Origin of the sequence: uncultured Rothia sp. (assembly GCF_937976295.1) — a bacterium.
In the GTDB taxonomy this organism is placed as follows: Bacteria; Actinomycetota; Actinomycetes; order Actinomycetales; family Micrococcaceae; genus Rothia.
In genome coordinates, this window is sequence record NZ_CALJRY010000287.1 from 1 (window position 1) to 22,755 (window position 22,755).

18 protein-coding genes are annotated in these 22,755 nt (G+C 58.5%); 3 read left to right on the plus strand and 15 right to left on the minus strand.

What is annotated here, in order from left to right; translation table 11 throughout:
- Positions 1 to 66 precede the first annotated feature (66 nt).
- From rpoZ to pyrR, 10 genes are all read right to left on the minus strand, one after another.
- A complete protein-coding gene (gene rpoZ / locus Q0216_RS07670) occupies positions 67 to 525 on the minus strand; it encodes a DNA-directed RNA polymerase subunit omega (RefSeq protein WP_298594259.1) in 459 nt (152 codons plus the stop codon).
- Positions 526 to 813: 288 nt separating this feature from the next.
- Positions 814 to 1,371, minus strand: a complete 558-nt coding sequence (gmk, locus tag Q0216_RS07675; RefSeq protein WP_012903499.1) for a guanylate kinase — start codon at positions 1,369 to 1,371, stop codon at positions 814 to 816.
- Positions 1,372 to 1,412: 41 nt separating this feature from the next.
- Positions 1,413 to 1,793 (minus strand): integration host factor, actinobacterial type, encoded by a 381-nt coding sequence (mihF, locus tag Q0216_RS07680; protein ID WP_298594262.1) that lies wholly within the window; start codon positions 1,791 to 1,793, stop codon positions 1,413 to 1,415.
- Positions 1,794 to 2,204: 411 nt separating this feature from the next.
- Positions 2,205 to 3,062, minus strand: a complete 858-nt coding sequence (gene pyrF, locus Q0216_RS07685) for an orotidine-5'-phosphate decarboxylase (protein ID WP_298594263.1) — start codon at positions 3,060 to 3,062, stop codon at positions 2,205 to 2,207.
- Positions 3,062 to 6,382 (minus strand): carbamoyl-phosphate synthase large subunit, encoded by a 3,321-nt coding sequence (gene carB / locus Q0216_RS07690; protein ID WP_298594265.1) that lies wholly within the window; start codon positions 6,380 to 6,382, stop codon positions 3,062 to 3,064. Before carB ends, pyrF begins: the two co-directional genes overlap by 1 nt.
- Entirely contained in the window at positions 6,383 to 7,570 is a 1,188-nt protein-coding gene (carA, locus tag Q0216_RS07695; RefSeq protein ID WP_298594267.1) for a glutamine-hydrolyzing carbamoyl-phosphate synthase small subunit, read from the minus strand.
- Positions 7,571 to 7,714: 144 nt separating this feature from the next.
- Positions 7,715 to 8,254 (minus strand): hypothetical protein, encoded by a 540-nt coding sequence (locus tag Q0216_RS07700; RefSeq protein ID WP_298594269.1) that lies wholly within the window; start codon positions 8,252 to 8,254, stop codon positions 7,715 to 7,717.
- Between the two features lie 112 nt (positions 8,255 to 8,366).
- Positions 8,367 to 9,668, minus strand: a complete 1,302-nt coding sequence (locus tag Q0216_RS07705) for a dihydroorotase (RefSeq protein ID WP_298594271.1) — start codon at positions 9,666 to 9,668, stop codon at positions 8,367 to 8,369.
- A 30-nt stretch (positions 9,669 to 9,698) separates the two neighbouring features.
- On the minus strand, positions 9,699 to 10,700 hold the full coding sequence (locus tag Q0216_RS07710; RefSeq protein ID WP_298594273.1) for an aspartate carbamoyltransferase catalytic subunit: 1,002 nt from the start codon (positions 10,698 to 10,700) through the stop codon (positions 9,699 to 9,701).
- Positions 10,697 to 11,371, minus strand: coding sequence for a bifunctional pyr operon transcriptional regulator/uracil phosphoribosyltransferase PyrR (pyrR, locus tag Q0216_RS07715; RefSeq protein ID WP_298594275.1), 675 nt, complete (start codon positions 11,369 to 11,371; stop codon positions 10,697 to 10,699). Before pyrR ends, Q0216_RS07710 begins: the two co-directional genes overlap by 4 nt.
- A 334-nt stretch (positions 11,372 to 11,705) precedes the next feature.
- Between pyrR and Q0216_RS07720 the strand changes: the two genes are divergently transcribed.
- Genes Q0216_RS07720 through Q0216_RS07730 form a run of 3 tightly spaced genes read left to right on the plus strand, consistent with a single transcriptional unit; the run spans position 11,706 to position 17,840 of the window.
- Positions 11,706 to 13,487 carry a class I SAM-dependent DNA methyltransferase gene (locus Q0216_RS07720; protein ID WP_298594277.1) on the plus strand — a complete coding sequence of 594 codons (1,782 nt, stop codon included), beginning with the start codon at positions 11,706 to 11,708 and terminating at the stop codon, positions 13,485 to 13,487.
- Entirely contained in the window at positions 13,484 to 14,695 is a 1,212-nt protein-coding gene (locus Q0216_RS07725) for a restriction endonuclease subunit S (RefSeq protein ID WP_298594279.1), read from the plus strand. The genes Q0216_RS07720 and Q0216_RS07725 overlap by 4 nt, the downstream gene beginning before the upstream one ends.
- Positions 14,696 to 14,705: 10 nt before the next feature.
- Complete coding sequence (locus Q0216_RS07730) at positions 14,706 to 17,840, plus strand: type I restriction endonuclease subunit R (RefSeq protein ID WP_298594281.1); 3,135 nt, start codon at positions 14,706 to 14,708, stop codon at positions 17,838 to 17,840.
- A 239-nt stretch (positions 17,841 to 18,079) separates the two neighbouring features.
- On the opposite strand, the gene Q0216_RS07735 is transcribed toward Q0216_RS07730, so the two are convergent.
- From Q0216_RS07735 to Q0216_RS07755, 5 genes are all read right to left on the minus strand, one after another.
- A complete protein-coding gene (locus tag Q0216_RS07735; protein ID WP_298594283.1) occupies positions 18,080 to 18,808 on the minus strand; it encodes a methyl coenzyme M reductase subunit gamma in 729 nt (242 codons plus the stop codon).
- Between the two features lie 606 nt (positions 18,809 to 19,414).
- Positions 19,415 to 19,825, minus strand: coding sequence for a transcription antitermination factor NusB (nusB, locus tag Q0216_RS07740; RefSeq protein WP_005505934.1), 411 nt, complete (start codon positions 19,823 to 19,825; stop codon positions 19,415 to 19,417).
- Positions 19,825 to 20,388 carry an elongation factor P gene (efp, locus tag Q0216_RS07745; protein ID WP_219101370.1) on the minus strand — a complete coding sequence of 188 codons (564 nt, stop codon included), beginning with the start codon at positions 20,386 to 20,388 and terminating at the stop codon, positions 19,825 to 19,827. The genes nusB and efp overlap by 1 nt, the downstream gene beginning before the upstream one ends.
- A 225-nt stretch (positions 20,389 to 20,613) precedes the next feature.
- The gene (aroB, locus tag Q0216_RS07750) at positions 20,614 to 21,741 is read right to left on the minus strand and encodes a 3-dehydroquinate synthase (RefSeq protein ID WP_049337447.1); all 1,128 of its coding nucleotides are present in this window, start codon (positions 21,739 to 21,741) and stop codon (positions 20,614 to 20,616) included.
- 25 nt (positions 21,742 to 21,766) lie between these two features.
- A partial coding sequence (locus tag Q0216_RS07755; RefSeq protein WP_298594286.1) for a shikimate kinase occupies positions 21,767 to 22,755 on the minus strand: 989 nt, incomplete at its 5' end.

The following is a 22,755-nucleotide window of genomic DNA, read 5'->3' on the forward strand; positions in this document are numbered from 1 at the left end:
AGCAATGCCCCCTCCAATACCAACGATAATGCGCATGGTACGTCAAAGAATCCTTGTAGAAGCAGATTACTCAGCGGACTCGTCGAGGATAACCTCTTCGATAGCGATAACCTCTTCGCTACCTGCGGGGATGTACTCCTCCTCGATAGCGCCAGAGAACTCAGCCGCGCTGAAATCAATCACAGCGGACCGTTCCTCGGGAACCGGGTAGCCGTCCTCGTCGAACTTTTCGCCCGGGCGGTGCTCCGCCACAACACGGTCAGCAATGATTTCACGCATTGCCACCGACAGGGACTTCTCGTTCGACTCAGCGTCAACCAGCGGGCCAACGTGCGCAGCAGTATTGTCCTGCAGGTTAGCGTAGTACGCGTTAATCTGGCGTGCACGGCGGGCACCGAAAATCACCAGGCCGTACTTGGACTCCGCCTTCTCAATCAGCGCGTCAGCGCTGGGGCTCACGATGCCCTCGGGAGCGACACCGTCAACGAAGTTGTAGTCCTCGTGTTCCTTGATTTCGTTTGCCACTAAAAACTCCAAATAGCTTGATGGAATGTACGTACCGAACGCCCCCGCACACCGTTCGCGCTATGGCGCAAACCGGGCACACTGAGGGCACGGTCAAAACTAAAGAACTATTCTACCCTCTCAACGGCTAAAACGCACGTACCAGCCCATACAAAAGATGTCAGCCCAGACAAAAAAGGTGGGGGCTCCGAAGAAAACTCTTCGAAACCCCCACCCTTCACAACGCCTCACGGCGGAACTACAGGTCGGAAGAAACTCTAGCCCCACCGCAAACGCAAAGCATGCAGATTAGGCGGCGCCAATCAGCTCAGCAATCTCCTTCGCCGCACGCTCAACAGTGTCGTTGACGACCGTGACGTCAAATTCCTTCTCAGCAGCCAGCTCAACCTTCGCGGTTTCAAGGCGACGAGCCTGCTCCTGCTCACTCTCGGTACCTCGACCCACCAGACGCGACACCAGCTCATCCCAGCTCGGAGGAGCCAAGAAAATCAGGCGGGCATCAGGCATGGTCTCGCGAATCTGGCGAGCACCCTGCAGGTCAATCTCAAGGATCACCGGGCGGCCAGCGTCCAGGGCCTCCTGGACCTTAGCGCGCGGAGTACCGTACTTGTTCTTACCGTGCACCACAGCGTACTCAAGCATCTGACCGTCAGCAATCATCTGGTCAAACTCTTCCATCGAAACGAAATAGTAGTGAGTACCGTCAACCTCACCGGGGCGAGGATCACGAGTAGTAGCGGAAACAGAGAACCACACGTTCGGGTAGTTCTCACGAATGTACTGGCACACCGTACCCTTGCCAACAGCAGTGGGGCCAGCCAGTACGGTGAGAGTCGGCTGAGACATAGCTTCCTTACTGCGCCTTCATCGGCTGAAGGCACGAGGTATTAGGGCTGAGAAGATTCAGAAGGCAGAGTATTAGTCCTGCGACGTGCACGGTTCAAATACCGCGAATTACGGTTGAAGTACTCCACCATCTTGCGACGCTGGTGTACACCAAGGCCGCCAAGGCGGCGAGTCGGTGCAATATGAAGTTCTTCAATGATGCGTTCAGCTCGAACGGCACCAATGCCCGGAAGTGCGCGCAACATCTGCCCCACCGGCATTTTAGCCAGTGCAGGGTCGGAATCGACCATGTCGAGCACCTGACGCACGGAAAGTTCACGGTCACTCAGTGCACGCTTAATTTCCTGGCGGTGTGCTCGGGCAAGTACTGCCTTCTCGCGGGCGGAGGCGCGCGCATCCTCAGTTAGCGGAGTCAGCGGCATGGTTGGGTCCCCCATTTCTGCGAGTTATAGAATTTTACTTATCAACTAATGTAACACGGATAGCGCGAGAACCCTCGATCCACCCGCGGCACTCACCCACGCACCAACAATGCGTCTACGCACGTCAGCACGTAAATATCAGGGAGTACCCCTATAGCATAGCGGAGTATTCGCCCTATCAAAAGTGGAGCCACACACGCACCTCATAGAGCGGGCACACTCCCCCGCCACAGAGGTGAGCAAACTCGCATCGGTGCGAGTGTGCGGCAGCAAAATATGCATGAAGATGTACCGAAAAAATGCGATAAAACAGGCACGAGTAGAGGGCGCAAAAAGGAGAGGCGCGCACCCCGAGCAGACTCTCAACAGAATCCACCCGTAAGCACACGCCCCTCTCACACAACACGCGAACTATGCGCCGCGAGCCGCCAACAGGTCATCACGAGCCGCCTGCGCAGCCTTCGCCAAACCCTCAACCGACGGGCCAGCAGCCAGCACGCCACGGCTAGAGTTCACCAGCACCTGCGACTCAACGCCAGCAAACACGCGGTACAGATCAGCCGCCGAAGCGCCCTGAGCACCATAACCCGGCGACAGAATCGGACCGTTGAACACGCTCAGGTCAATACCCAAATCAACCAGCGCCTGACCAACAGTCGCGCCAACCACCAGGCCGCACGGGCCCATCTGCTCCCACTGGCGGGAAGCATTCTCAGCGGTAGCCGCAGCGATAATACGCTTAGCCACAGCGCCCTCGGACTCCGACGCGCCCACGTGCTGAACGCTCTTACCCTCGGGGTTCGAGGTCAACGCCAGCACGAAAGTGCCGCGGTCATTCTCATCCGCCAAATCCAGCGCCGGACGCAGCGACTCAAAACCCAGGTACGGGCTCAAAGTCACCGAATCGGTACCCAGCGGCGAGGAGGAGCCGAGCCACGCATCCGCGTACGCCTTCATGGTCGAACCGATATCGCCGCGCTTAGCGTCAGCAACAATCAGCACACCATCAGCGGCAGCGCGGGCAAACAGCGCCTCCAGCACAGCAAGACCAGCCGAACCGTGACGCTCAAACAGCGCCACCTGAGGCTTCAACGCCGCCGCAAACGGGGCGCAACCCTCATAGACCGCCTCAGTAAAAGCAGCCAGACCGGCAGCGGAATCCTCAAGACCCCACTGCTCCAGCAGGTTCGGATGCGGGTCAATACCCACACACAGCGGGCCGCGCTCCGCCATCGCCTTCGCCAGACGATCACCAAAAGCAACGGACATTACGCCTCGCCACCCTCAGAACGAGCATCCACAGCGGCAGCCAGCTGAACGCCGTGCTCCTGCAGGCTCATGATGTCCCAGCTGTGCTCACGCAGAGCAGTAATCGCCTGAACAGCCGCAGCGAACTCAGAAATGGTAGTCATGACCGGGCAGCCCACCGAAACCGCAGCGGCACGAATCTCGTAACCATCGCTACGAGCAGCACCACCGGCAGGGGTGTTCAGAATCAGGTCAATATCACCATTGCGGACCATGTCCACAATCGAGTGGTCGCCATTCGCCTCAGCGAACTTCGAAGTCACCAGAATCGAGTTCAGGCCGTTACGGCGCAGAACCTCAGCGGTACCACCGGTCGAAACGATCTCAAAGCCCAGCGACTCCAGCATCTTCGCGTAAATAATGACGTTACGCTTATCGTGGTTAGCCACCGAAATGAACACCTTACCGGAGGTCGGCAGCGGCGAACCAGCACCAGCCTGAGCCTTCGCGAACGCGGTGTCATAGTGCTTATCCAGACCCATGACCTCACCGGTCGAACGCATCTCCGGGCTCAGCAGCGAATCCACCACAACACCCTCGGGGGTGCGGAAACGAGCGAACGGCAGAACCGCAGCCTTTACAGCAATCGCAGTCTCCTCAGGCAAGGATGCGCCGTCCATGTTCTGCGGCAGGTAGCCCTCAGCCTTCAGCTCAGCAATGCTCTTACCCAGACCAATCAGCACAGCAGCCTTAGCCATCTGCACGCCGGTAGCCTTCGACACGAACGGAACAGTACGGGACGCACGCGGGTTCGCCTCAATCACGTACAGGTTCTCAGACACGTACGCGAACTGAATGTTAATCAGGCCGCGCACACCGGTGCCGCGAGCAATCTTCTCGGTAGCGTCCTTCACCTTCGCGATGATGTCCGGGCCGAGAGTAATCGGAGGCAGAGTACAGGAGGAGTCACCCGAGTGAATACCGGCTTCCTCAATGTGCTCCATGACGCCGCCCAGGTACAGCTCCTCGCCGTCGAACAGGGCGTCAACGTCAATCTCGATAGCGTCCTCAAGGAACTTATCAATCAGAGCAGGCTGCGAAGGCGAAACCTCGGTAGCGTTCTCCAGGTAGCGTGCCAGGTTCGCCTCATCGTAGACAATCTCCATGCCACGGCCGCCCAGCACGTACGAGGGACGAACCAGAACCGGGTAACCAATCTCGTCAGCGATGCGCTTAGCACCCTCGAAAGTGAACGCGGTACCGTTCTTGGGCGAAATCAGGCCGCCCTCCTCCAGCACGCGGGAGAACTCGCCGCGGTCCTCAGCCAGGTCAATAGCCTCGGGGGTGGTACCCAGAATCGGCACGCCCGCATCCTTCAGGGCACGAGCCAGCTTCAGCGGAGTCTGACCGCCCAGCTGAACGAACACGCCCATCAGACCGCCGGTACGACGCTCCGACTCAACAATCTCAAGCACATCCTCAAGGGTCAGCGGCTCAAAGTACAGGCGAGTCGAAATATCGTAGTCAGTCGAAACAGTCTCAGGGTTGCAGTTGACCATGACGGTCTCGTAACCGAGCGAACGCAGCACCAGCGAAGCGTGCACACAAGAGTAGTCGAACTCGATACCCTGACCGATACGGTTCGGGCCCGAACCCAGAATCATAATCGAGGGCTTCTCGTGGTGCGCAACCTCATCCTCCAGGTCGTAGGAGGAGTAGTGGTACGGAGTGAACGCCTCAAACTCGGCAGCACAGGTGTCAACAGTCTTGAAGACCGGGCGGATACCCAGAGCGTGGCGAACACCGCGCACAACATCCTCAGAAGAGCCGATAATCTCAGCAATCTGAGCGTCCGAGAAACCGTGACGCTTAGCCAGCTTCAAGGTCTCCGGGTCAAGGTTGTCACGCTTAGCGTGAACCACGCCGGCAACCTCATTCAGCAGCACCAGCTGATCCAGGAACCACGGGTCAATCTTGGTTGCCTCGTGCAGCTGCTCCACGGTAGCGCCAGCCAGCAGAGCCTGCTGAACCTGGTAGATACGCTGAGTGGTCGGAACCTTCGTCTTCTCAATCAGCTCAGCCAGCTCAGCCTCAGACAGCGACAGCGGCTTGAACGAGAAGGACGCACCCTTCTGCTCCAGCGAACGCATCGCCTTCTGCAGAGCCTCAGTGAAGTTACGGCCCAGAGCCATAGCCTCACCAACACTCTTCATGGTGGTGGTCAGGGTCGGGTCAGCAGCCGGGAACTTCTCAAACGCGAAGCGCGGAACCTTCACGACCACGTAGTCGAGGGTCGGCTCGAAGGACGCCGGGGTCTTCTGGGTAATATCGTTCGGAATCTCATCCAGGGTGTAACCCAGGGACAGCTTGGTCGCAATCTTCGCAATCGGGAAGCCGGTAGCCTTCGACGCGAGCGCCGAAGAACGAGACACGCGCGGGTTCATCTCAATGACGATGATGCGGCCGGTCTTCGGGTCAATCGCGAACTGGATGTTACAACCACCGGTGTCCACGCCAACCTCACGAATCACGTTGATTGCGATGTCGCGCAGCTTCTGGAACTCACGGTCGGTCAGGGTCAGCGCGGGGGCGACGGTGATGGAGTCACCGGTGTGCACGCCCACGGGGTCGAAGTTTTCGATGGAGCAGACGACCACGACGTTGTCGTTGGTGTCACGCATCATCTCCAGCTCGTATTCCTTCCAGCCGAGGATGGACTCCTCCAGCAGGACCTCGCTGGTCGGCGAGTACTGAATACCGGCACCGGCAATACGGTAGAGGTCTTCCTCGTTGTATGCCATACCCGAGCCGAGACCACCCATCGTGAAGGAGGGGCGGACCACCATCGGGTAGCCCAGCTCCTTAGCGGCTTCCAGCGCCTCCGGCATGGAGTGAACAATCACCGAGCGTGCAGACTCGCCGCCGGCGCGCTCCACCACGCCCTTGAATGCTTCACGGTCCTCACCGAGGTTAATCGCCTCAATGTTTGCGCCGATGAGCTCAACATTGTACTTGGCGAGCACGCCGCGCTCATCCAGGGAGATTGCCGCGTTCAGCGCGGTCTGACCACCCAGGGTCGGCAGGATTGCGTCCGGCTTTTCCTTCTCGATGATCTTCTCAATCACCTCGGGGGTGATGGGTTCAATGTAGGTGGCGTCCGCGAACTCGGGGTCGGTCATGATGGTTGCCGGGTTCGAGTTCACGAGGATGACGCGCACGCCCTCCTCCTTCAGCACGCGCAGCGCCTGAGTGCCGGAGTAGTCGAATTCCGCTGCCTGACCGATGACGATGGGGCCGGAACCGATGACGAGGACGCTATTAAGGTCAGTACGACGAGGCATTTATGCTTCCTTTGCAGTCTTGGTTGCGACCATCAGGTCGATGAAACGGTCAAAGAGGTAGGCGGAATCGTGCGGGCCCGCAGCAGCCTCGGGGTGGTACTGCACGGAGAACGCGGGGATGTCCTTACAGGTCAGGCCCTCAACCACGTTGTCGTTCAGACCCACGTGGGAGACCATGACCTGACCGAACTCGGCGTTCGGTGCGGTCACGTAGTCGCCAATCGGCGCGTCCACAGCGAAGCCGTGGTTATGCGCGGTGATTTCAACCTTGCCGGTGGTCTTGTCCATGACCGGCTGGTTGATGCCGCGGTGACCGAAGGGCAGCTTGTAGGTGCCGAAGCCCAGGGCGCGGCCGAGCAGCTGGTTACCGAAGCAGATGCCGAAGAACGGGGTGCCCTTACGCAGCACGCCCTGCAGCAGCTCAACCTGCTCGTCAGCGGTTGCCGGGTCACCGGGGCCGTTGGAGAAGAACACGCCGTCGGGGTTGTAGGAGTAGATGTCCTCGAGGGTTGCGTTTGCGGGCAGCACGTGCACGCGCACGCCACGCTCAGCGAAACGCTGCGGGGTCATCGACTTGATGCCCAGGTCCAGGGCAACGATGGTTGCAACCGGGGGTGCGAACCAGTTGAACTGGTGCGGCTCAACGGTGTAAGCGGTGTCAACCGAAACGGAGTCAGCGAGCTTACGGCCGGCCATCGGCTCGGAGGCGCGCACCTCCTCCAGCAGTTCAGCTTCGGGGCGTTCTGCGTGCTCACCGGAGAACACGCCCGCACGCATCGAACCGCTCGAACGCAGGCGGCGGGTCAGGGCGCGAGTGTCAATGCCCTGAATACCGACGATGCCCTGCTCGATAAGCTCTTCGTCGAGGGTACGCTCAGAACGCCAGTTGGACGCCACACGTGCTGCGTCGCGAACCACGTAGCCGGCAACCCAAATCTTGCGGGACTCAGCGTCGGTGGTGTTCACGCCGGTGTTGCCAATATGGGGAGCGGTCTGAACCACAATCTGACCCGCGTAGGAGGGGTCGGTCAGGGTTTCCTGGTAGCCGGTCATGCCGGTCGAGAAAACCGCCTCGCCCAGGGACGCGCCGGTTGCGCCGTAGCCGTAGCCGCGGTAGACGGTGCCGTCCTCCAGGACGAGCAGCGCGCGGTCCGTACGCAGGGCGCCGGATCGTGTCATGTCAGTCATGCTCTTCTTCCTTTTCTCTGGTGTTCTCCCCCGCTTCCTGTACGGCCTCTACCGTGCAGGTTCCGGGGTAGTCTATGGTGCCTTCGGCGGGGTGTTCGCCTGCCGTGGGGCAAAATCTATGGGTTTCGCGGTTTATCCGGGGATTTAGGCTTCCGGTTCTGCCGCCCACTTCTCGGGCGCATCCACCGCGTTCGGGGCGATGCGGCGCAGCTCCCGCAGTACCGCCTGCTTGTCCTCGGCGTAGCGGGTGCGGAAGCCGGTCTGCACGCGGTGACCGTCCAGGGTCCAACCAATCACAACCAGGCCGTTCTTCTCCACAACCTTGCCCGCCATACCGCGGTCGGTGGTGATGACAGCGAGCTTCTTCGCCGGAATCCACAGGTCCTTCGCGCCGTTACGGGTGAAGATGATGCTGTCCGGATAAATCAGCAGGGTGGACTTGCTCTTGAAACCCAGCGAATCGAAACCCACGCGGTCCAGCCAGTTACCGAAAATCGTGGTGCTGACGTACTCACCCTCGAAAGCGGCGTCAGCGGTCATGCCCTCGTAGCGTTCGGGAACTTCCTTGAGGGAGCCGAACATGTTCGCCTGGCGTGCCAGGCGCGAGCGCCATCCGTGCCACATGCCGTAGATGCACAGGGCCACAATGGCCAGGCAGACGATGGCGGTAATCAGCTTTCCCACGGGGTTTCTCTTTCGGTCTTCGGTGGTCGATGGTGTGCAGTGAAGGAGTGGTGTAGGTGCGGGGGTCAGATTCACCCCCGCACCCTCAAGATGCGGTTATTTCGCGGCGAACCTAGCGACGCGGGGTTGCCAGCTCGCCGTTCAGCACGGTCGGGTGGCCAGCGTAGAAGGTTGCACGAATCGAGCCGGGCACCTCCATGCCGCGGTAGGGGTTGTTCTTGCCCTTGGTTGCCTGCTCCTCAGGCTTGATCACGCGGGTTGCCTTCGGGTCGACCAGCACAATGTTTGCCGGTTCGCCCTCAGCCAGCGGGCGGCCCTGCTCGTGGTCCAGGCGGCCAATCTTCGCGGGCTCCTCAGAGAGGATGCGTGCCACGTCGCGCCAGGTGATCATGCCGGTGTCGACCAGGGTCATCTGGATGATGGACAGCGCCTGCTCCAGGCCGGTCATGCCGTTCGCGGCGCACGCCCACTCGCATTCCTTGGTCTCTGCCGGGTGCGGTGCGTGGTCGGTACCGATTACGTCGATGATGCCGTCGGCGACCGCCTGGCGCAGCGCCATGACGTCCTCTTCGGTGCGCAGCGGCGGGTTCACCTTGAAAATCGGGTCGTAGGTGCGTGCGGTCTCGTCGGTGAGCAGCAGGTGGTGCGGGGTTGCCTCCGCGGTCACCTTCACGCCGCGGGACTTAGCCCAGCGCACAACCTCAATGGAGCCCTTGGTGGACAGGTGGCAGATGTGCAGCTTGGAGTCCAGGTGCTCAGCCAGCAGCACGTCGCGGGCGATGATTGCCTCTTCAGCGACGGCGGGCCAGCCGGTCAGACCCAGGTCAGCGGACACCTTACCTTCGTTCATCTGGGCGCCTTCGGTCAGGCGCGGCTCCTGCGCGTGCTGCGCAATAACGCCGTCGAAGGTCTTGACGTATTCGAGGGCGCGGCGCATCACGGCGGGGTCGTACACGCACATGCCGTCGTCAGAGAACACGCGCACGTTCGCGGTGGAGTTCGCCATGCCGCCGATGTCGGAGAGGCGCTCGCCCTTCAGGCCCACGGTCACTGCGCCGATGGGCTGCACGCGGCACCATGCGGATTCCTTGCCGAGGCGGTCAACCTGCTCAACCACTGCGGCGGTGTCTGCCACGGGCATGGAGTTTGCCATGGCGAACACTGCGGTGTAGCCGCCCAGGGCTGCAGCGCGGGTGCCGGTCTCGACGGTTTCGGATGCCTCGTAACCGGGCTGACGCAGGTGGGTGTGGATGTCGACCAGGCCGGGCAGCGCCACCTGGCCTGCCGCCTCGACGACCTGTGCGTCTGCGGCGTCAATGTTCTCTGCGATGCGGCTAATCACGCCGTCCTCGATGAGGATGTCGGCGACCTTTTCGCCGTAGAGGCTTGCGCCCTTAATCAGGTACTTGCTCATGGTGTTGGTTCCTCTCGTTAGGAAGGTCGTTTAGGATTCGTCGCCGGCGTAGAGCTTGGCGCTGGAGCCGTCGGTCAGAAGCAGGTAGAGCACCGCCATGCGCAGCGCCACGCCGTTGCTGACCTGGCGCAGGACCCAGGAGTTGGTGGCGTCGGCGGCTTCGGTGCAGATTTCCAGGCCGCGGTTCATGGGGCCCGGGTGCAGGATTGCGACCGGCTGCGGCTGCACCTGCAGGGTTGCGAAGCGTTCGGCGGTCAGGCCCCACAGCTCGGTGTACTCCTCGGCGGAGGGGAAGTACGCGGCGTTCATGCGTTCCTTCTGGATGCGCAGCAGCATGACGGCGTCAGGGTTGGTGGCGATGGCTTCGTCGAAGTCGTGGAAGATTTCCAGGCCGGCTTCTTCAACCCAGGAGGCGGTGTTCAGCGGCAGCAGGGTCGGCGGTGCGACGAAGACGACCTGCGCGCCGAGGGTGTGCAGCAGCCAGAGGTTGGAGCGTGCCACGCGCGAGTGCAGGATGTCGCCGACGATGAGCACACGCATGCCGGACAGGTCGGTGCCGCGGGGGCTGTCGAGGCCGTCGCGTTCCGCCTTGTACTGGCGCAGGGACACGGCGTCGAGCAGTGCCTGGGTGGGGTGCGCGTGGGTGCCGTCGCCCGCGTTCAGCACGGGGATGTCGGTCCAGCCTGCCTCGGCGAGGCGCTGCGGCGCGCCGGATGCCGAGTGGCGAATCACGAACGCATCCGCGGCAATCGCCTTGAGGGTCTGCGCGGTGTCCTTGAGCGACTCGCCCTTAGACAGGGAGGAGCCGGAAGCGGAGAAGTTCGTGACGGCGGCACCCAGGCGCTTCTCCGCGGCTTCGAAGGAGAGGCGGGTACGGGTGGAGTCTTCAAAGAAGAGGTTGACGACGGTCTTGCCGTTGAGCACGTTCAGGGTGCGGTTTTCGGCTTTGACCTGCGCCATGTAGTCGGCGACGTCAAGGATTTCGATGGCTTCTTCGCGGGTTAGTTCGCGGGTGTCGAGCAGATGCTTCATGAGAGCCCTCCCAGCTGGATAATGTCAACTCGGTCTGTTGCGTTGTCGGTTTCGGTCAGTACGACGCGCACGGTTTCGCTGGCGCTGGTGGGCAGGTTTTTGCCCACGTGGTCGGCGCGGATGGGTAGTTGCCGGTGTCCGCGGTCTACGAGGACTGCCAGGCGTACGAGGGCGGGTCGTCCGTGGGCGTTGAGTGCGTCGAGGGCGGCGCGTACGGTGCGGCCGGAGTAGAGGACGTCGTCAACGAGGACTACGGTTTTACCTTCAATGCCGATGCTGGGCATGATGCTCTCCCCTGCGGTATCTGGGGAGGTGGTGCCGTTGGGCGAGACGGGCTGGTCGTCGCGGTAGGCGGTGATGTCCAGGGCGCCGAGTCGGGTTTCTGCGTTGAAGTTCGGCTCGATGGCTTGGATGCGGGCGGCGAGTCGTACGGCGAGGGGCACGCCGCGGGAGCGGATGCCGATGAGTACGAGGTTTTCTACGCCTTTGTTGGTTTCGATGATTTCGTAGGCGATGCGGGTGAGGGCGCGGCGGATTTCGTCCTCGCTGAGGATGGTGCGGCCGACGGTGGTCGCGTCCTCGGAGGCGTTTTGAGGGGTTGCCGAATGGGGGGCTGCGGTTACGTTTCGCCCCTGATTCGCGCCGGATGTGGGTACAGTTGTCCCAGGCATAGCCGTCTCCTTCCCCGCCTCACGGGACGGATTTAAAGGTTTTGTGCTTCTAGTAGGGTACCACAGTTCACAGGCTACGTTCAGGTTCGGCGAGAGACCGCTCACGGTGAGACGACTGCGGGAAGCACCGCTTTAAAATAGCTCCCCATTTCTGTTTTCTCTCGTTAGTTTCAATGGGTAAATTCGGGTTCAGAAGTTTTCCTGACCAATAAGAATCCACAAAATATAGGGGGTTAGATTTTAATCGCCTGAATATGATTAGCTGTGTCATTTTACTTATCCGTTGCCTGGTATTATCGAACTAATATTCGTTTGTCGATGAAAGAAGATACATGTGAGTGACTTGGGGCCGTTTATTTGGGGTACCGCTGATATCCTGCGAGGTACGTATAAGGCCTTTCAGTACGGTAATGTCATCCTGCCCATGACGATTCTGCGCCGTCTGGACTGCCTTCTTGAGCAGCACAAAGATGAGGTTGCTCCCCTGGTTGAGAAGTACAAAGACACTCCAGACATGCTAGGCGCACAGGTGCAGCGTAAAACTGGTTTGCCGTTCTACAACACCAGCAAGTGGACTCTCAAGACTCTGCTGGGCGATCCTGCCGGCCTCGAGGCAAATCTGAAACATTATATTAATAGCTTCTCTACCAATCTTGATGTCTTCGAACGCTTTAAGTTTGCCGAAGAGATTAGCACGATGGCGGAGAAGAGTATCCTCTACTTCGTAGTTGAGCGCTTTGCCGGTATCAATCTGCATCCGCAGAAGGTTACCAACGCCGAGATGGGTGACCTCTACGAATACCTCATTCGCACTTTTAATGAGTCCTCTAATGAGGTGCCCGGTGAGCACTTTACTCCGCGTGACGCTATCCGCCTGCTCGTCGATCTCGTCTTCGCGGGTGATGATGAAGCTCTTAGCACCCCGGGAACGATTCGTTCGATTTACGATCCGACGGCGGGAACGGGCGGTATGCTCTCCATTGCTGAGGAGCATCTTGTCGGTACTCCCGAGAAGCCCGGTCTCAACCCCGATGCTCAGCTACGTCTCTACGGGCAGGAGTGGAACGACCAATCGTATGCCGTTTGCAAGTCGGATTTGCTGATTAAGGGACAGGACCCCAGCAATATTCAGCTGGGCGATACTCTAGCGGATGATAAGTTCGCGGGTATTACTTTTGATTACTGCATGTCGAACCCGCCTTATGGCACCGATTGGAAGACCAGCCAGACTGCGGTCATGAACGACCTTAAAGAGTTTGGTAACGCCTCTCGCTTCTATGCGGGTAATGCAACAGCCAAGAAGAACGTACCCGCTGTGAGTGACGGTCAGATGCTGTTCCTTCAGCATGTGGTGAGCAAGTTGCGTCCTAAAGTTCTGGGCGGTGGACGTGGTGGCATCGTTATGAACGGTTCGCCACTCTTTAATGGAGCCGCAGACTCCGGACCTTCTAATATCCGTAAGTGGTTGCTCGAACGCGACATGGTGGATGCAATCGTCGCGCTTCCGACTGACATGTTCTATAACACCGGTATTGCCACCTACATCTGGATTGTCGATAATGACAAGCCGGAAGCACGTCAGGGTAAGGTGCAGCTGATTGACGGTACCGAATTCTACGAGAAGATGCGTAAGAAGCTCGGAGATAAGGGCCGTGAGCTTACCGAGGCTAACAGGGCTACGATTGTGAAGCTCTACGCCGACTATGTTGAGACGGAACATTGCAAGATTGTTCCGTCTGACGAGTTTGCCTACTGGAGTATCACCGTTGAGCGTCCTCAGCGTGACGAGAACGGCGAGGTTATTACCAATACTCTCGGCAAGGTGAAGCCGGATACGAGCCTGCGTGATACCGAGCGGGTGCCCTTTACCTACAACGGTAATGCCAAGGGAGATGCCGCGCGCGATGAGACTATCCAGGCGTATTTTGAGGCCGAAGTAAAGCCGTACGTACCCGACGCCTGGGTTGATAAAAAGAAGACCAAGGTTGGTTACGAGATTCCGTTTACGCGTTACTTCTACCGTTATCAGCCACCGCGTCCGTTGGAAGAAATTGATAATGACCTGCAGCAAGTCACACGTGAGATCCAAGCTCTTCTTAGAGAGATGACCGAATGAATCAGACTTTAATTCCACTGAAATACGTCGCTACCATTACGCTGGGCAAAATGCTTCAAAATGATGCTTCGTCTTTGCAAGATGTTGAACTGCCATACGTCCGTGCTGCTTCTATCGGTCAGGACGGAAAGCTGCGTTACGACGACGCAAAGACTATGTGGTTCAAACCCAATGAAGTAGAGATGCTATCTTTGCTGAAAGGAGACGTCCTTGTTGTTGAAGGTGGGGACGTCGGCCGTTCGATAGTGCTCTCACAGGATGTACCGGGATGGGGTTTCCAGAACTCGATAAACAGGGTACGACCCTTCCCCGGCAACGATGGACGATTTCTTCAATATCAAATTGAACATTTGAGAGCTTGTGGTTATTTACGCCTTATTTGCAATGCCGTTTCTTTTCATCATTTGACAGCTGAAAAGCTTGCCGCAGTACAGGTTCGCATCCCAACTAGCAGCCAGCAGCAAAGAATCGCAGACTATCTCGACATTGAGACGGCGAAGATTGACCACCTCATTGCCAAGCAACGCGAACTAATCACTCTCACAGAGTCTCGCCTGAAACTTTGGCGTGAGCGTACTTTCTGGGGTGAGGTGCAGACAGAAGATCCTTTCCTCAATCCACCCACCGGTTGGAAGGTCCTTCGAAACCGTCATCTTCTGGAACATGTGGATGCACGAAGTGAGACCGGTGACGAAGAGATGCTATCGGTAAGTCATATTACTGGAGTAACTCCTCGCTCTATGAAGAACGTGAACATGTTCGAGGCTGAATCAACCGTTGGTTACAAGCTCGTTGCAAAAAACGAACTTGTTATCAACACCATGTGGGCATGGATGGGCGCATTAGGCGTATCAGCGTACGAAGGAATCGTAAGCCCCGCATATAATGTGTACCGTTTCCGAGACCTAGATGCAGTTAATCCTATGTATTTTGATTGCATGTACCGCACTGACGCATATGTTAGCTTGATGAAGGCTCACTCGCGCGGTATCTGGGAATCACGCCTAAGGTTATATCCTGAGGTGTTCCTTCGACTCTCATCGTTGGTTCCTCCGAAGGATGTACAAGACCGCCTGGTTGCTGAAAACAACGAGCGAACAACCGAAGCGGAGAAACTAATCACTCGTTGTCATAAAGCCATTGAGCTTTTGCAGGAGCGACGTTCTGCTCTGATTACGGCCGCAGTTACCGGCCAGATTGAGGTATAGGAAACCACTTATGGGTGTTCAACACGAAAAGAGCTTTGAAACCGAGATTTGCGAATATCTCGGTTCACACGGTTGGCTCTACGAAGAAAAGTTCACCGGTTATGACCAGGAACGCGCCCTCATCCCTGAGGACGTATTCGCATGGTTGCAGGCAACGCAGCCCGAACAATGGGCACGCGTTGTGCCCGCGGAGGCCTCGGAAGCTAAGGTTGACCGAGCCAAGCGCACCTTGCTAGACCGTCTGGTAAGTGCTTTGGATCAGCCCCTCGAGCACGGCGGCGGATCGCTGGCCGTACTCCGAGCCGGCTTTAAAGAGACCTCGGCGAAATTCTCGATGTGCGCTTTCAAGCCTGCTACTTCCATGAACCCGGTAGCTCAGGAAAACTACGAGCAGAACCGGCTTCGAGTGGTGCGCCAGGTACATCACTCGAAGAAGCACCCGAACGATTCTATCGACCTGGTGTTCTTTGTCAACGGCCTGCCGGTAGCAACGGCTGAGCTAAAGACCGATAACACTCAGTCGATTGATGACGCCGTATGGCAGTATCGTAAGGACCGCCTGCCGCAGGGCGAACCGCTCCTGAAATTTGGCCGCGGAGCGCTCGTACACTTTGCTGTCTCCAATAACGAGATTCAAATGACAACGAAGCTCGCCGGACCCAAAACGGTGTTCCTGCCCTTCAACCTGGGTAAGGATGGCAGTACGGGTAACCCCGTCAACCCGGACGGTTCCGCAACCTCATACCTGTGGGAACGGGTTCTTCAGCGCGATAACTGGCTGCAGATTCTTGAGCGTTTCGTAAACCAGCAGACGATTGAAAAGGTTGACCCCGTCGCAGGAACTCGCAAGCGTAGCGAACAGATTATCTTCCCCCGCTTCCACCAGTGGGAGGCCGTCACGTCTCTGCTCAACACTACCCGCGCTGAGGGACCAGGCCAGAAGTATCTGATTCAGCACTCAGCCGGTTCTGGAAAGACGAACTCAATCGCATGGCTGGCTCATGGTCTAGCAAACCTGCACGATGATAACGATGCTAAGGTCTTCGATTCCGTCATCGTGGTAACCGACCGTACCGTACTTGATGAACAGCTTCAGAAAGCCATCAAGTCCATTGAGGGTACCAAGGGTGTGGTGGGTACCATCAACTCCGACGAGGTGCGCAAGGCTTCCGCATCCTCAAAGTCAGAGCTGCTGGCCCATGAGCTGACAAGCGGCAAGCTCATCATTATCGTGACGCTTCAGACTTTCCCGTTCGTACTGAAGGCACTTGAAGAACAGGGCAGCCTAGCGGACAAGAAGTTTGCGGTTATCGCAGATGAGGCTCACTCTTCCCAGACAGGTACCAGTGCGCAGAAGTTACGCGAGGTACTCTCCAAGGCGGAGGTCGAAGCTCTGGAAGATGGCGGTGAGGTTAGCGTCGAGGATATGCTCGCCGCTGAGATGACTGCGCGCTCCGTTTCCCCGAATATTTCCTTCTACGCGTTCACCGCAACCCCGAAGGGGAAGACCCTGGAAATGTTCGGTCGTCCCGGATCAGACGGGAACCCTGCGCCCTTCCACGTGTACACCATGCAGCAGGCCATCGAGGAGGGATTCATCCTTGATGTGCTCCGCAACTACACAACCTACCGGACTGCCTTCCGCCTTGCCCAAAAGACTGGGGAACCTATCGAGGGCGACTTGGTGGACGAAAGTGCCGCTAAGAAGGGACTCATCCGTTGGGTGAGCCTACACCCGACTAACATTGCGCAGAAGGTGAAAATTATCGTCGAGCACTTCCGCGAGAAGGTTGCGCATCTTCTTGATGGTCATGCAAAGGCTATGGTGGTAACTTCTAGTCGTGCTGCGGCCCTGAAGTACAAGATGGCAATTGACGAGTACGTACGTAAGCATAACTATCAGTTGGGTACCCTGGTAGCGTTTTCCGGAAGCCTGACGTCGCGGCAAGTTGACGGAATTGTACCTGGTGTTCAGGAACCCTACACCGAGACAAATGTGAACCCCGAGCTGCGCGGGCGAGGTATTCCACAAGCATTTGCCAGCGACCAGTTCCAGCTACTCATTGTTGCGAATAAGTACCAGACTGGCTTCGACCAGCCGCTACTGAGCGCGATGTACGTTGATAAGCGCCTCGATGGAATTGAAGCCGTGCAGACTCTGTCGCGTTTGAACCGTACGCTTCCCGCTAAGGGTAAGGAGATTACGTTCATCCTTGACTTTGTTAACGATACGGACACCATCCTGGATGCTTTCCTGCCATACTACCGGACTGCCGAAATCCTCGAGCCCACCGACCCGAATAAGGTCCACGACCTGGATCGCAAGCTTGAGTACGCAGGAATCTACACGCGGGATGACGTTGAAGAATTCGCTCAGGCCTACGTCCAGGACAAGAACCATGGAAAGCACACCGCGCCGTTGAAGCGTGCTGCCGACAGGTTCAACGACCGTTACATTCTGGCAGTGCAGGAGGATGATAAGGCCGAGATTGATAATCTTGACCTGTTCCGCAAAGACGTTAGCTCTTTCGTGCGTCTGTACGATTTCCTCTCGCTGATTGTGGATTACCAGGATACTGACTTGGAAAAGCTGGCACTCTTCCTTCGTCTGCTACGCCGTTGGCTTACCGGCCGCAAGACTCCGGATAAGTTGGATTTCAGCAACATCGAGCTGACCCACATTAAGCAGACCCGTAAGAGTGAAGGTGCAATTCGCCTCACTGGCGAGGGTAAAAAGCTTAAGCCCATGGGGGTCGGCGGTGGAAGCTCGCACGATCCCAACTTGGCCGCTTGGACTGACATTCTCGATAAGATTAACGCCTTGTTTGAGGATGAAGACTTCGACCCCAACTCAGTGCAAACATGGGTACAGGGTGTGGTCACGATTCTTGTACAGAACGAAGACCTCAGGAACCAGGCCAGCGCAAATACCAAGGAACAGTTCCGTGAGTCTCAGACGCTGGAATCAGCAGTCACCGATGCTGTGCTTGACCATCAGGATACGCAGAGCTTCATCACGGAAAAGTTCTTCGAGAACCCTCACCGCCGCGCCAAGATGCTCGCTATGCTCTCCGACCTTGTGTACCTCGAGGTTCAAAGCCAAGCCAAGCAGGCGCAGCAGGACGAAGCCGACGAAGAGTCCTAGTTTCTTTCTGCCGTACCCGAAACGGTTTGTCTGGACTGGAGAGAATACGTTCTAGTCCGGTATCCGCTAGATAAAAACAGAGAAGCCCCAGGTTAGAAACATTTCTAACCTGGGGCTTCTGCTACTTATCGAACCTGGAACACAAAAGCGAGGGCATCCCCTCTCAAAGGCGTACAGGCTATTGGAGTCCTGATACGCCAAAGAGGGAACGCCCCCGCCTACATACTTTGCCTTATCAGCTACTCACCTTGAGCGGGTGCGGACGCTTCGTTCGTAGCGTCTGCTTCGTCTCCGCAACCTTCATGCACGGTTCGCAACCTGGCAATAACGAATGCGTCATCCTCAGCACGGCGAATAAAAGTGATTTCTCGCGTCTGCAGAGGTGAATCGACTTTCTCACCATCTACCCGGCGAAGATCACTCCAGTCTTCACAGTAGGTGATAACCACGCCGGTATTGTATACGCGTGACCCGTCATCCTTGATGCTTCCGTAAATCTCTTGTGTCTTAACATCACGGAAGATAATATCGCCGTTCGCGGGAGCCTCCTGCGAGAGCTCATAAAAATTGTCCACAGTCTTCCTCACGCTTTCGAGCACGTTTTTATGTGCGTACCGGACCAGATCTTCATCGCTGGTGTGTTCCACATTCCCGTGCCTCCAGGCGTTCCAGAGGCGCTGATGCTGCTCAAATGCGATGAGCGCAGTCTTTTCAGTTACCTCAGCGGCTTCCGGCGAGTTGTTGTTCACGTCCATGCTCGCGTGAATCAGTACGATTTCGGAGCCAGACGGGCCAGTCGGAGTGGGCGAAGGAGTGGAGGTTGCGGAAGCTTCTGCACTTGCGGATTCAGCGCTCGCGGAGGTGGATGCGCTCGATTCTGCGTTGACCTGCGCGCCGCCGGAACAAGCGGACAGGGTGAGCATCAGTGCCGCAGACAGCGCGGCAATAGAACTACGGTTAAACATCATTGTTGGTTCTTTTCTGGTGTGTGGTTGTGTAAACCGCAGAATTATCCATACAGCAACGTGTGGAATTCAGCGGAATGTTATCGGTTGATGCCTTTACCCTAACATACATTCGCAGAGCACACACCCCAGCTTATTGTTTGTCCATTTTGGCAATGTTCCGTTCATATCGGCGCAGACAAGGGCATGTCTGAGGTATGCGTAGAGGCGCATACCGGGCACGCGAGGCGGGGGCTCCGTCCTCAAGGCGCTCAGCGCCGCAGAGGGGGCACTCCCCCGCCTGCGTTGTCCGGTGAAGCCTCGCCTGTTGCCACCTACCCCTACCCATGGGCTCCGGTGAAGCCTCAGCTGTTGTCTCAAACCTCGCACGCGTTGTTCGGTGAAGCCTCCACTACTGCTACCGCCGAACCCAGCGAGCGCATCCGCACCAAATGCGAAACCGCAAGCAGAACCGCACCGACCGAAGAAGCGTAGACACAGAAAACCCCCGCCGTCCTGTAGCGAACTACAGTACGGCGGGGGTTTCACGTACGCTCCCCTGCGGGTGCATCCTCAACAGCAGCAAACCAACCAGCTATAAGCCAAGCCAGCATGCCGCGGCGGGACGTCTTACGCGAGCAGGGTCGGCTTCACCTGACGGAGCTTATCCAGCAGACCGTTCACGAACTTCGGAGATTCATTCGTGGACAGCACACGCGCCAGACCGACAGCCTCAGAAATTGCGACAGCATCCGGAACTTCGTCATTGTACAGAAGCTCCCAAGTGCCAATACGCAGCACGGCACGGTCCACGGCGGGCATACGCTCGAAGGACCAGTCACGGGCGTAAGTCTCCACAAACTCGCGGATCTCTTCGTCGTGGTCGCGGACGCCACGAATGATTTCCTCAGAGTAAGCAGAAATCTGCGCTACCGTGTACAGTCGGCGGCGGCGGAGTACCTCAATATAATCTTCGTTGCGCTGATCCGCCTCGAAGAGCACTTCGAGGGCGCGCAATCGGGCTTTCGTACGCGAATTCATTAGTCGTTCACGCGACCGAGGTACTCACCGGTGCGGGTGTCAACCTTGACCTTGGTGCCGGTCTCCAGGAACAGGGGAACCTGAATCTCGTAGCCGGTCTCAACGGTTGCGGGCTTGGTGCCGCCGGTGGAGCGGTCACCCTGCAGGCCGGGCTCGGTGTAGGTGATTTCGAGGACCACGGATGCGGGCAGTTCGATGTACAGGGGGTTGCCCTCGTGCATTGCGATGGTTGCGGTCTGGGACTCGAGCATGTAGTTTGCTGCGTCGCCGACAACGGTTGCGGGAACGTTGATCTGGTCGTAGGTCTTCATGTCCATGAAGACGTAGTCGTCGCCGTCCTGGTACAGGTACTGGTAGTCGGAGCGGTCAACGGTTGCGGTTTCGATCTTAGCGCCAGCGTTGAAGGTGCGGTCGACGACCTTGCCGGAGGTAACGTTGCGCAGCTTGGTGCGAACGAATGCGCCACCCTTACCGGGCTTAACGTGCTGGAACTCTACGACGGACCAGAGGTTGCCGTCAATCTTCAGGACGGCGCCGTTCTTAATATCGGTAGTGGATGCCATGGGGCTCTCCTTCGTGTCATCGACGCTCACGCCGTAGTGGTACCCGGCGCGGCGCTAAGTTTTCAATGAGCAAAAATATGTCCCGTACATTCTACAGGATGCGCATGAATTTGCCTAGCAGGGGCGCCACAGATTCTGCGGTACCCCGCTGGCTGCCGCATGCTGGTGTGCATGTGCTGGCAGTCGTGTGACGGGTGCATCCGGTGAATGTACGGGACTCATCACCTACTCGGTAACTTCCTGGTAGGTCATGTACAGGATCGAGTCGTCCGGCACCTCGTAGACGCGCGGGCGAGCCAAACCGTCAAGAATGATGAAGCGCAGCAGGTTGCCGCGTGCCTTCTTGTCGCGGCGCATTGCTTCGAGCAGCTGGGGCCATGCGTCTGCCTTGTAGGAGGTGGGCAGGCCCAGGGATTCGAGGATGCGGCGGGTGCGTGCCACGAGTTCTTCGTCGGCGTGGCCGGTTGCCAGCGCCAGCTCGGCGGCGTAGACCATGCCGACGGACACTGCCGCGCCGTGACGCCACTGGTAGCGTTCGTTGCGTTCGATGGCGTGGGCGAGGGTGTGGCCGTAGTTCAGGATTTCGCGGCGGCCGGATTCGCGCAGGTCCTCGGAGACGACCTCCGCCTTCACGCGCACGCTGCGTTCAATGAGTTCACGCATCACGGCGGACTGCGAGTCGCGTACGGCGTTCGGGTTCGCCTCGATCAGGTCGAGGATTTCGGGGTCTGCGATGAAGCCGCACTTGACGACCTCACCCATGCCGGTCAGCAGCTCATGCTCGGGCAGGGTGCGCAGGGTGCCGATCTCGCAGAGCACCGCGGCGGGCGGCCAGAACGCGCCGACCAGGTTCTTACCCTCGGCGGTGTTGATGCCGGTCTTACCGCCCACGGCGGCGTCCACCATGCCGAGCAGGGTGGTCGGGATGTGAATAACGCGCACGCCGCGCAGCCAGGTTGCCGCCACGAAACCGGCAACGTCGGTAATAGCGCCGCCACCCACGGAGATGATCGCGTCGGTGCGGGTGAAGTCGTTCTGACCGAGCACCTGCCAGCAGAACGCCGCCACCTGGTAGTGCTTCGCCTCCTCAGCGTCCGGGATTTCGGCGCTGAAAGATTCGTAGCCCATGGCACGCAGGTCTTCCATGACCAGCTCACCGGTGGAACGCAGGGCACGCGGGTGAATCACGAGCACCTTCTTGGTGCGGTTGCCCAGAATTTCGGGGATTTTGCCGAGCAGGTTGTGGCCGATGAGAACCTCATAGTTCTCACGCGGGGAGCTGCCGGTCACCGGGATGCGGGTAATATCTTCCGCGCCGGAGGCACCGAAAGTGGGGGTGGGCTGAGTGCTCATCATGTGTCCTTTCACAGGTGAGGGGTTATGCTTGGGGGCGCTGCGCGCGGGAGGCGCGGGTTGCGGTCACGTACGCCTGGATTTCTGCGGTCATCTCGGTGATGGGGCGGCCGCCTCGTGCATCCAGGGTGAAGTGCGCCAGCTCTTCGTATCGGCTGCGGCGACGCTCAAAAATCTCGGTCCACCGCTCGACCGGGTTCGGCTGCAGCAGCGGCCGGGTCTTGTTGCCGGTAATGCGGGGGGTGACGGTGTCAGCATCAACGAGGATGTACACCACGCATTCGTCCTTGAGCAGCTCCGCAACCGAATCGGTCATGGGCGCGCCACCGCCCAGGGAGAACACCGTGTTGCGGTACACGGGCGAGGTGAGGACCTCTTCGATGGTTTTGCGTTCGAGCTCGCGGAAGTGCGCCTCACCAAAAATCTCGAAGATTTCGGAGACTTCGCCGTAGCGTTCCACGATGAGCTGGTCGGCGTCGAGGAACTCGTAACCGTAGAAACGCGCCAGGTGCGTACCAATGTAGGTCTTACCTGCCGCCATGGGGCCGATGAGCACGATGGGGCGGGAGCGTTCCGCGAAGTTCTCGTGCATTTCACGCACCTGCTGCGGGTGGATGCGAGCGCCGCAGGACTCGTCTTCTGCGAGCGCCTCTGCGGGGATTTCCGCGGAGGTTTCTGCGGAGGTTTCTGCGGGGATTTTCTCCAGCGCAACGGGTTCTTCCGATGCGGGCGTTTCTTCCGGCGCGCTATCTTCGGCAGGTGCGGCAGCTACTGCGGGTGCGGCAACCTGAACCTTGCCGAACAGCGCCGGGGTCGGACGAACCAGCTTGGCGGGTTCAGCCTTATGCACGGGAGCAGAAGCGCTCTCCCCCGCCGCCTCTGCAGGCTGAGCCTGCTTTACAGGTGCAGGCTTGGGCGCGGCAGGTTTCGGCGCAGCGGCTACCGACGGCGTGGCAGGTTTCGGTGCAGCCGGTTTCGGAGCGGCGGGCTTGGCAGGTGCCGGCTTGGGTGCAG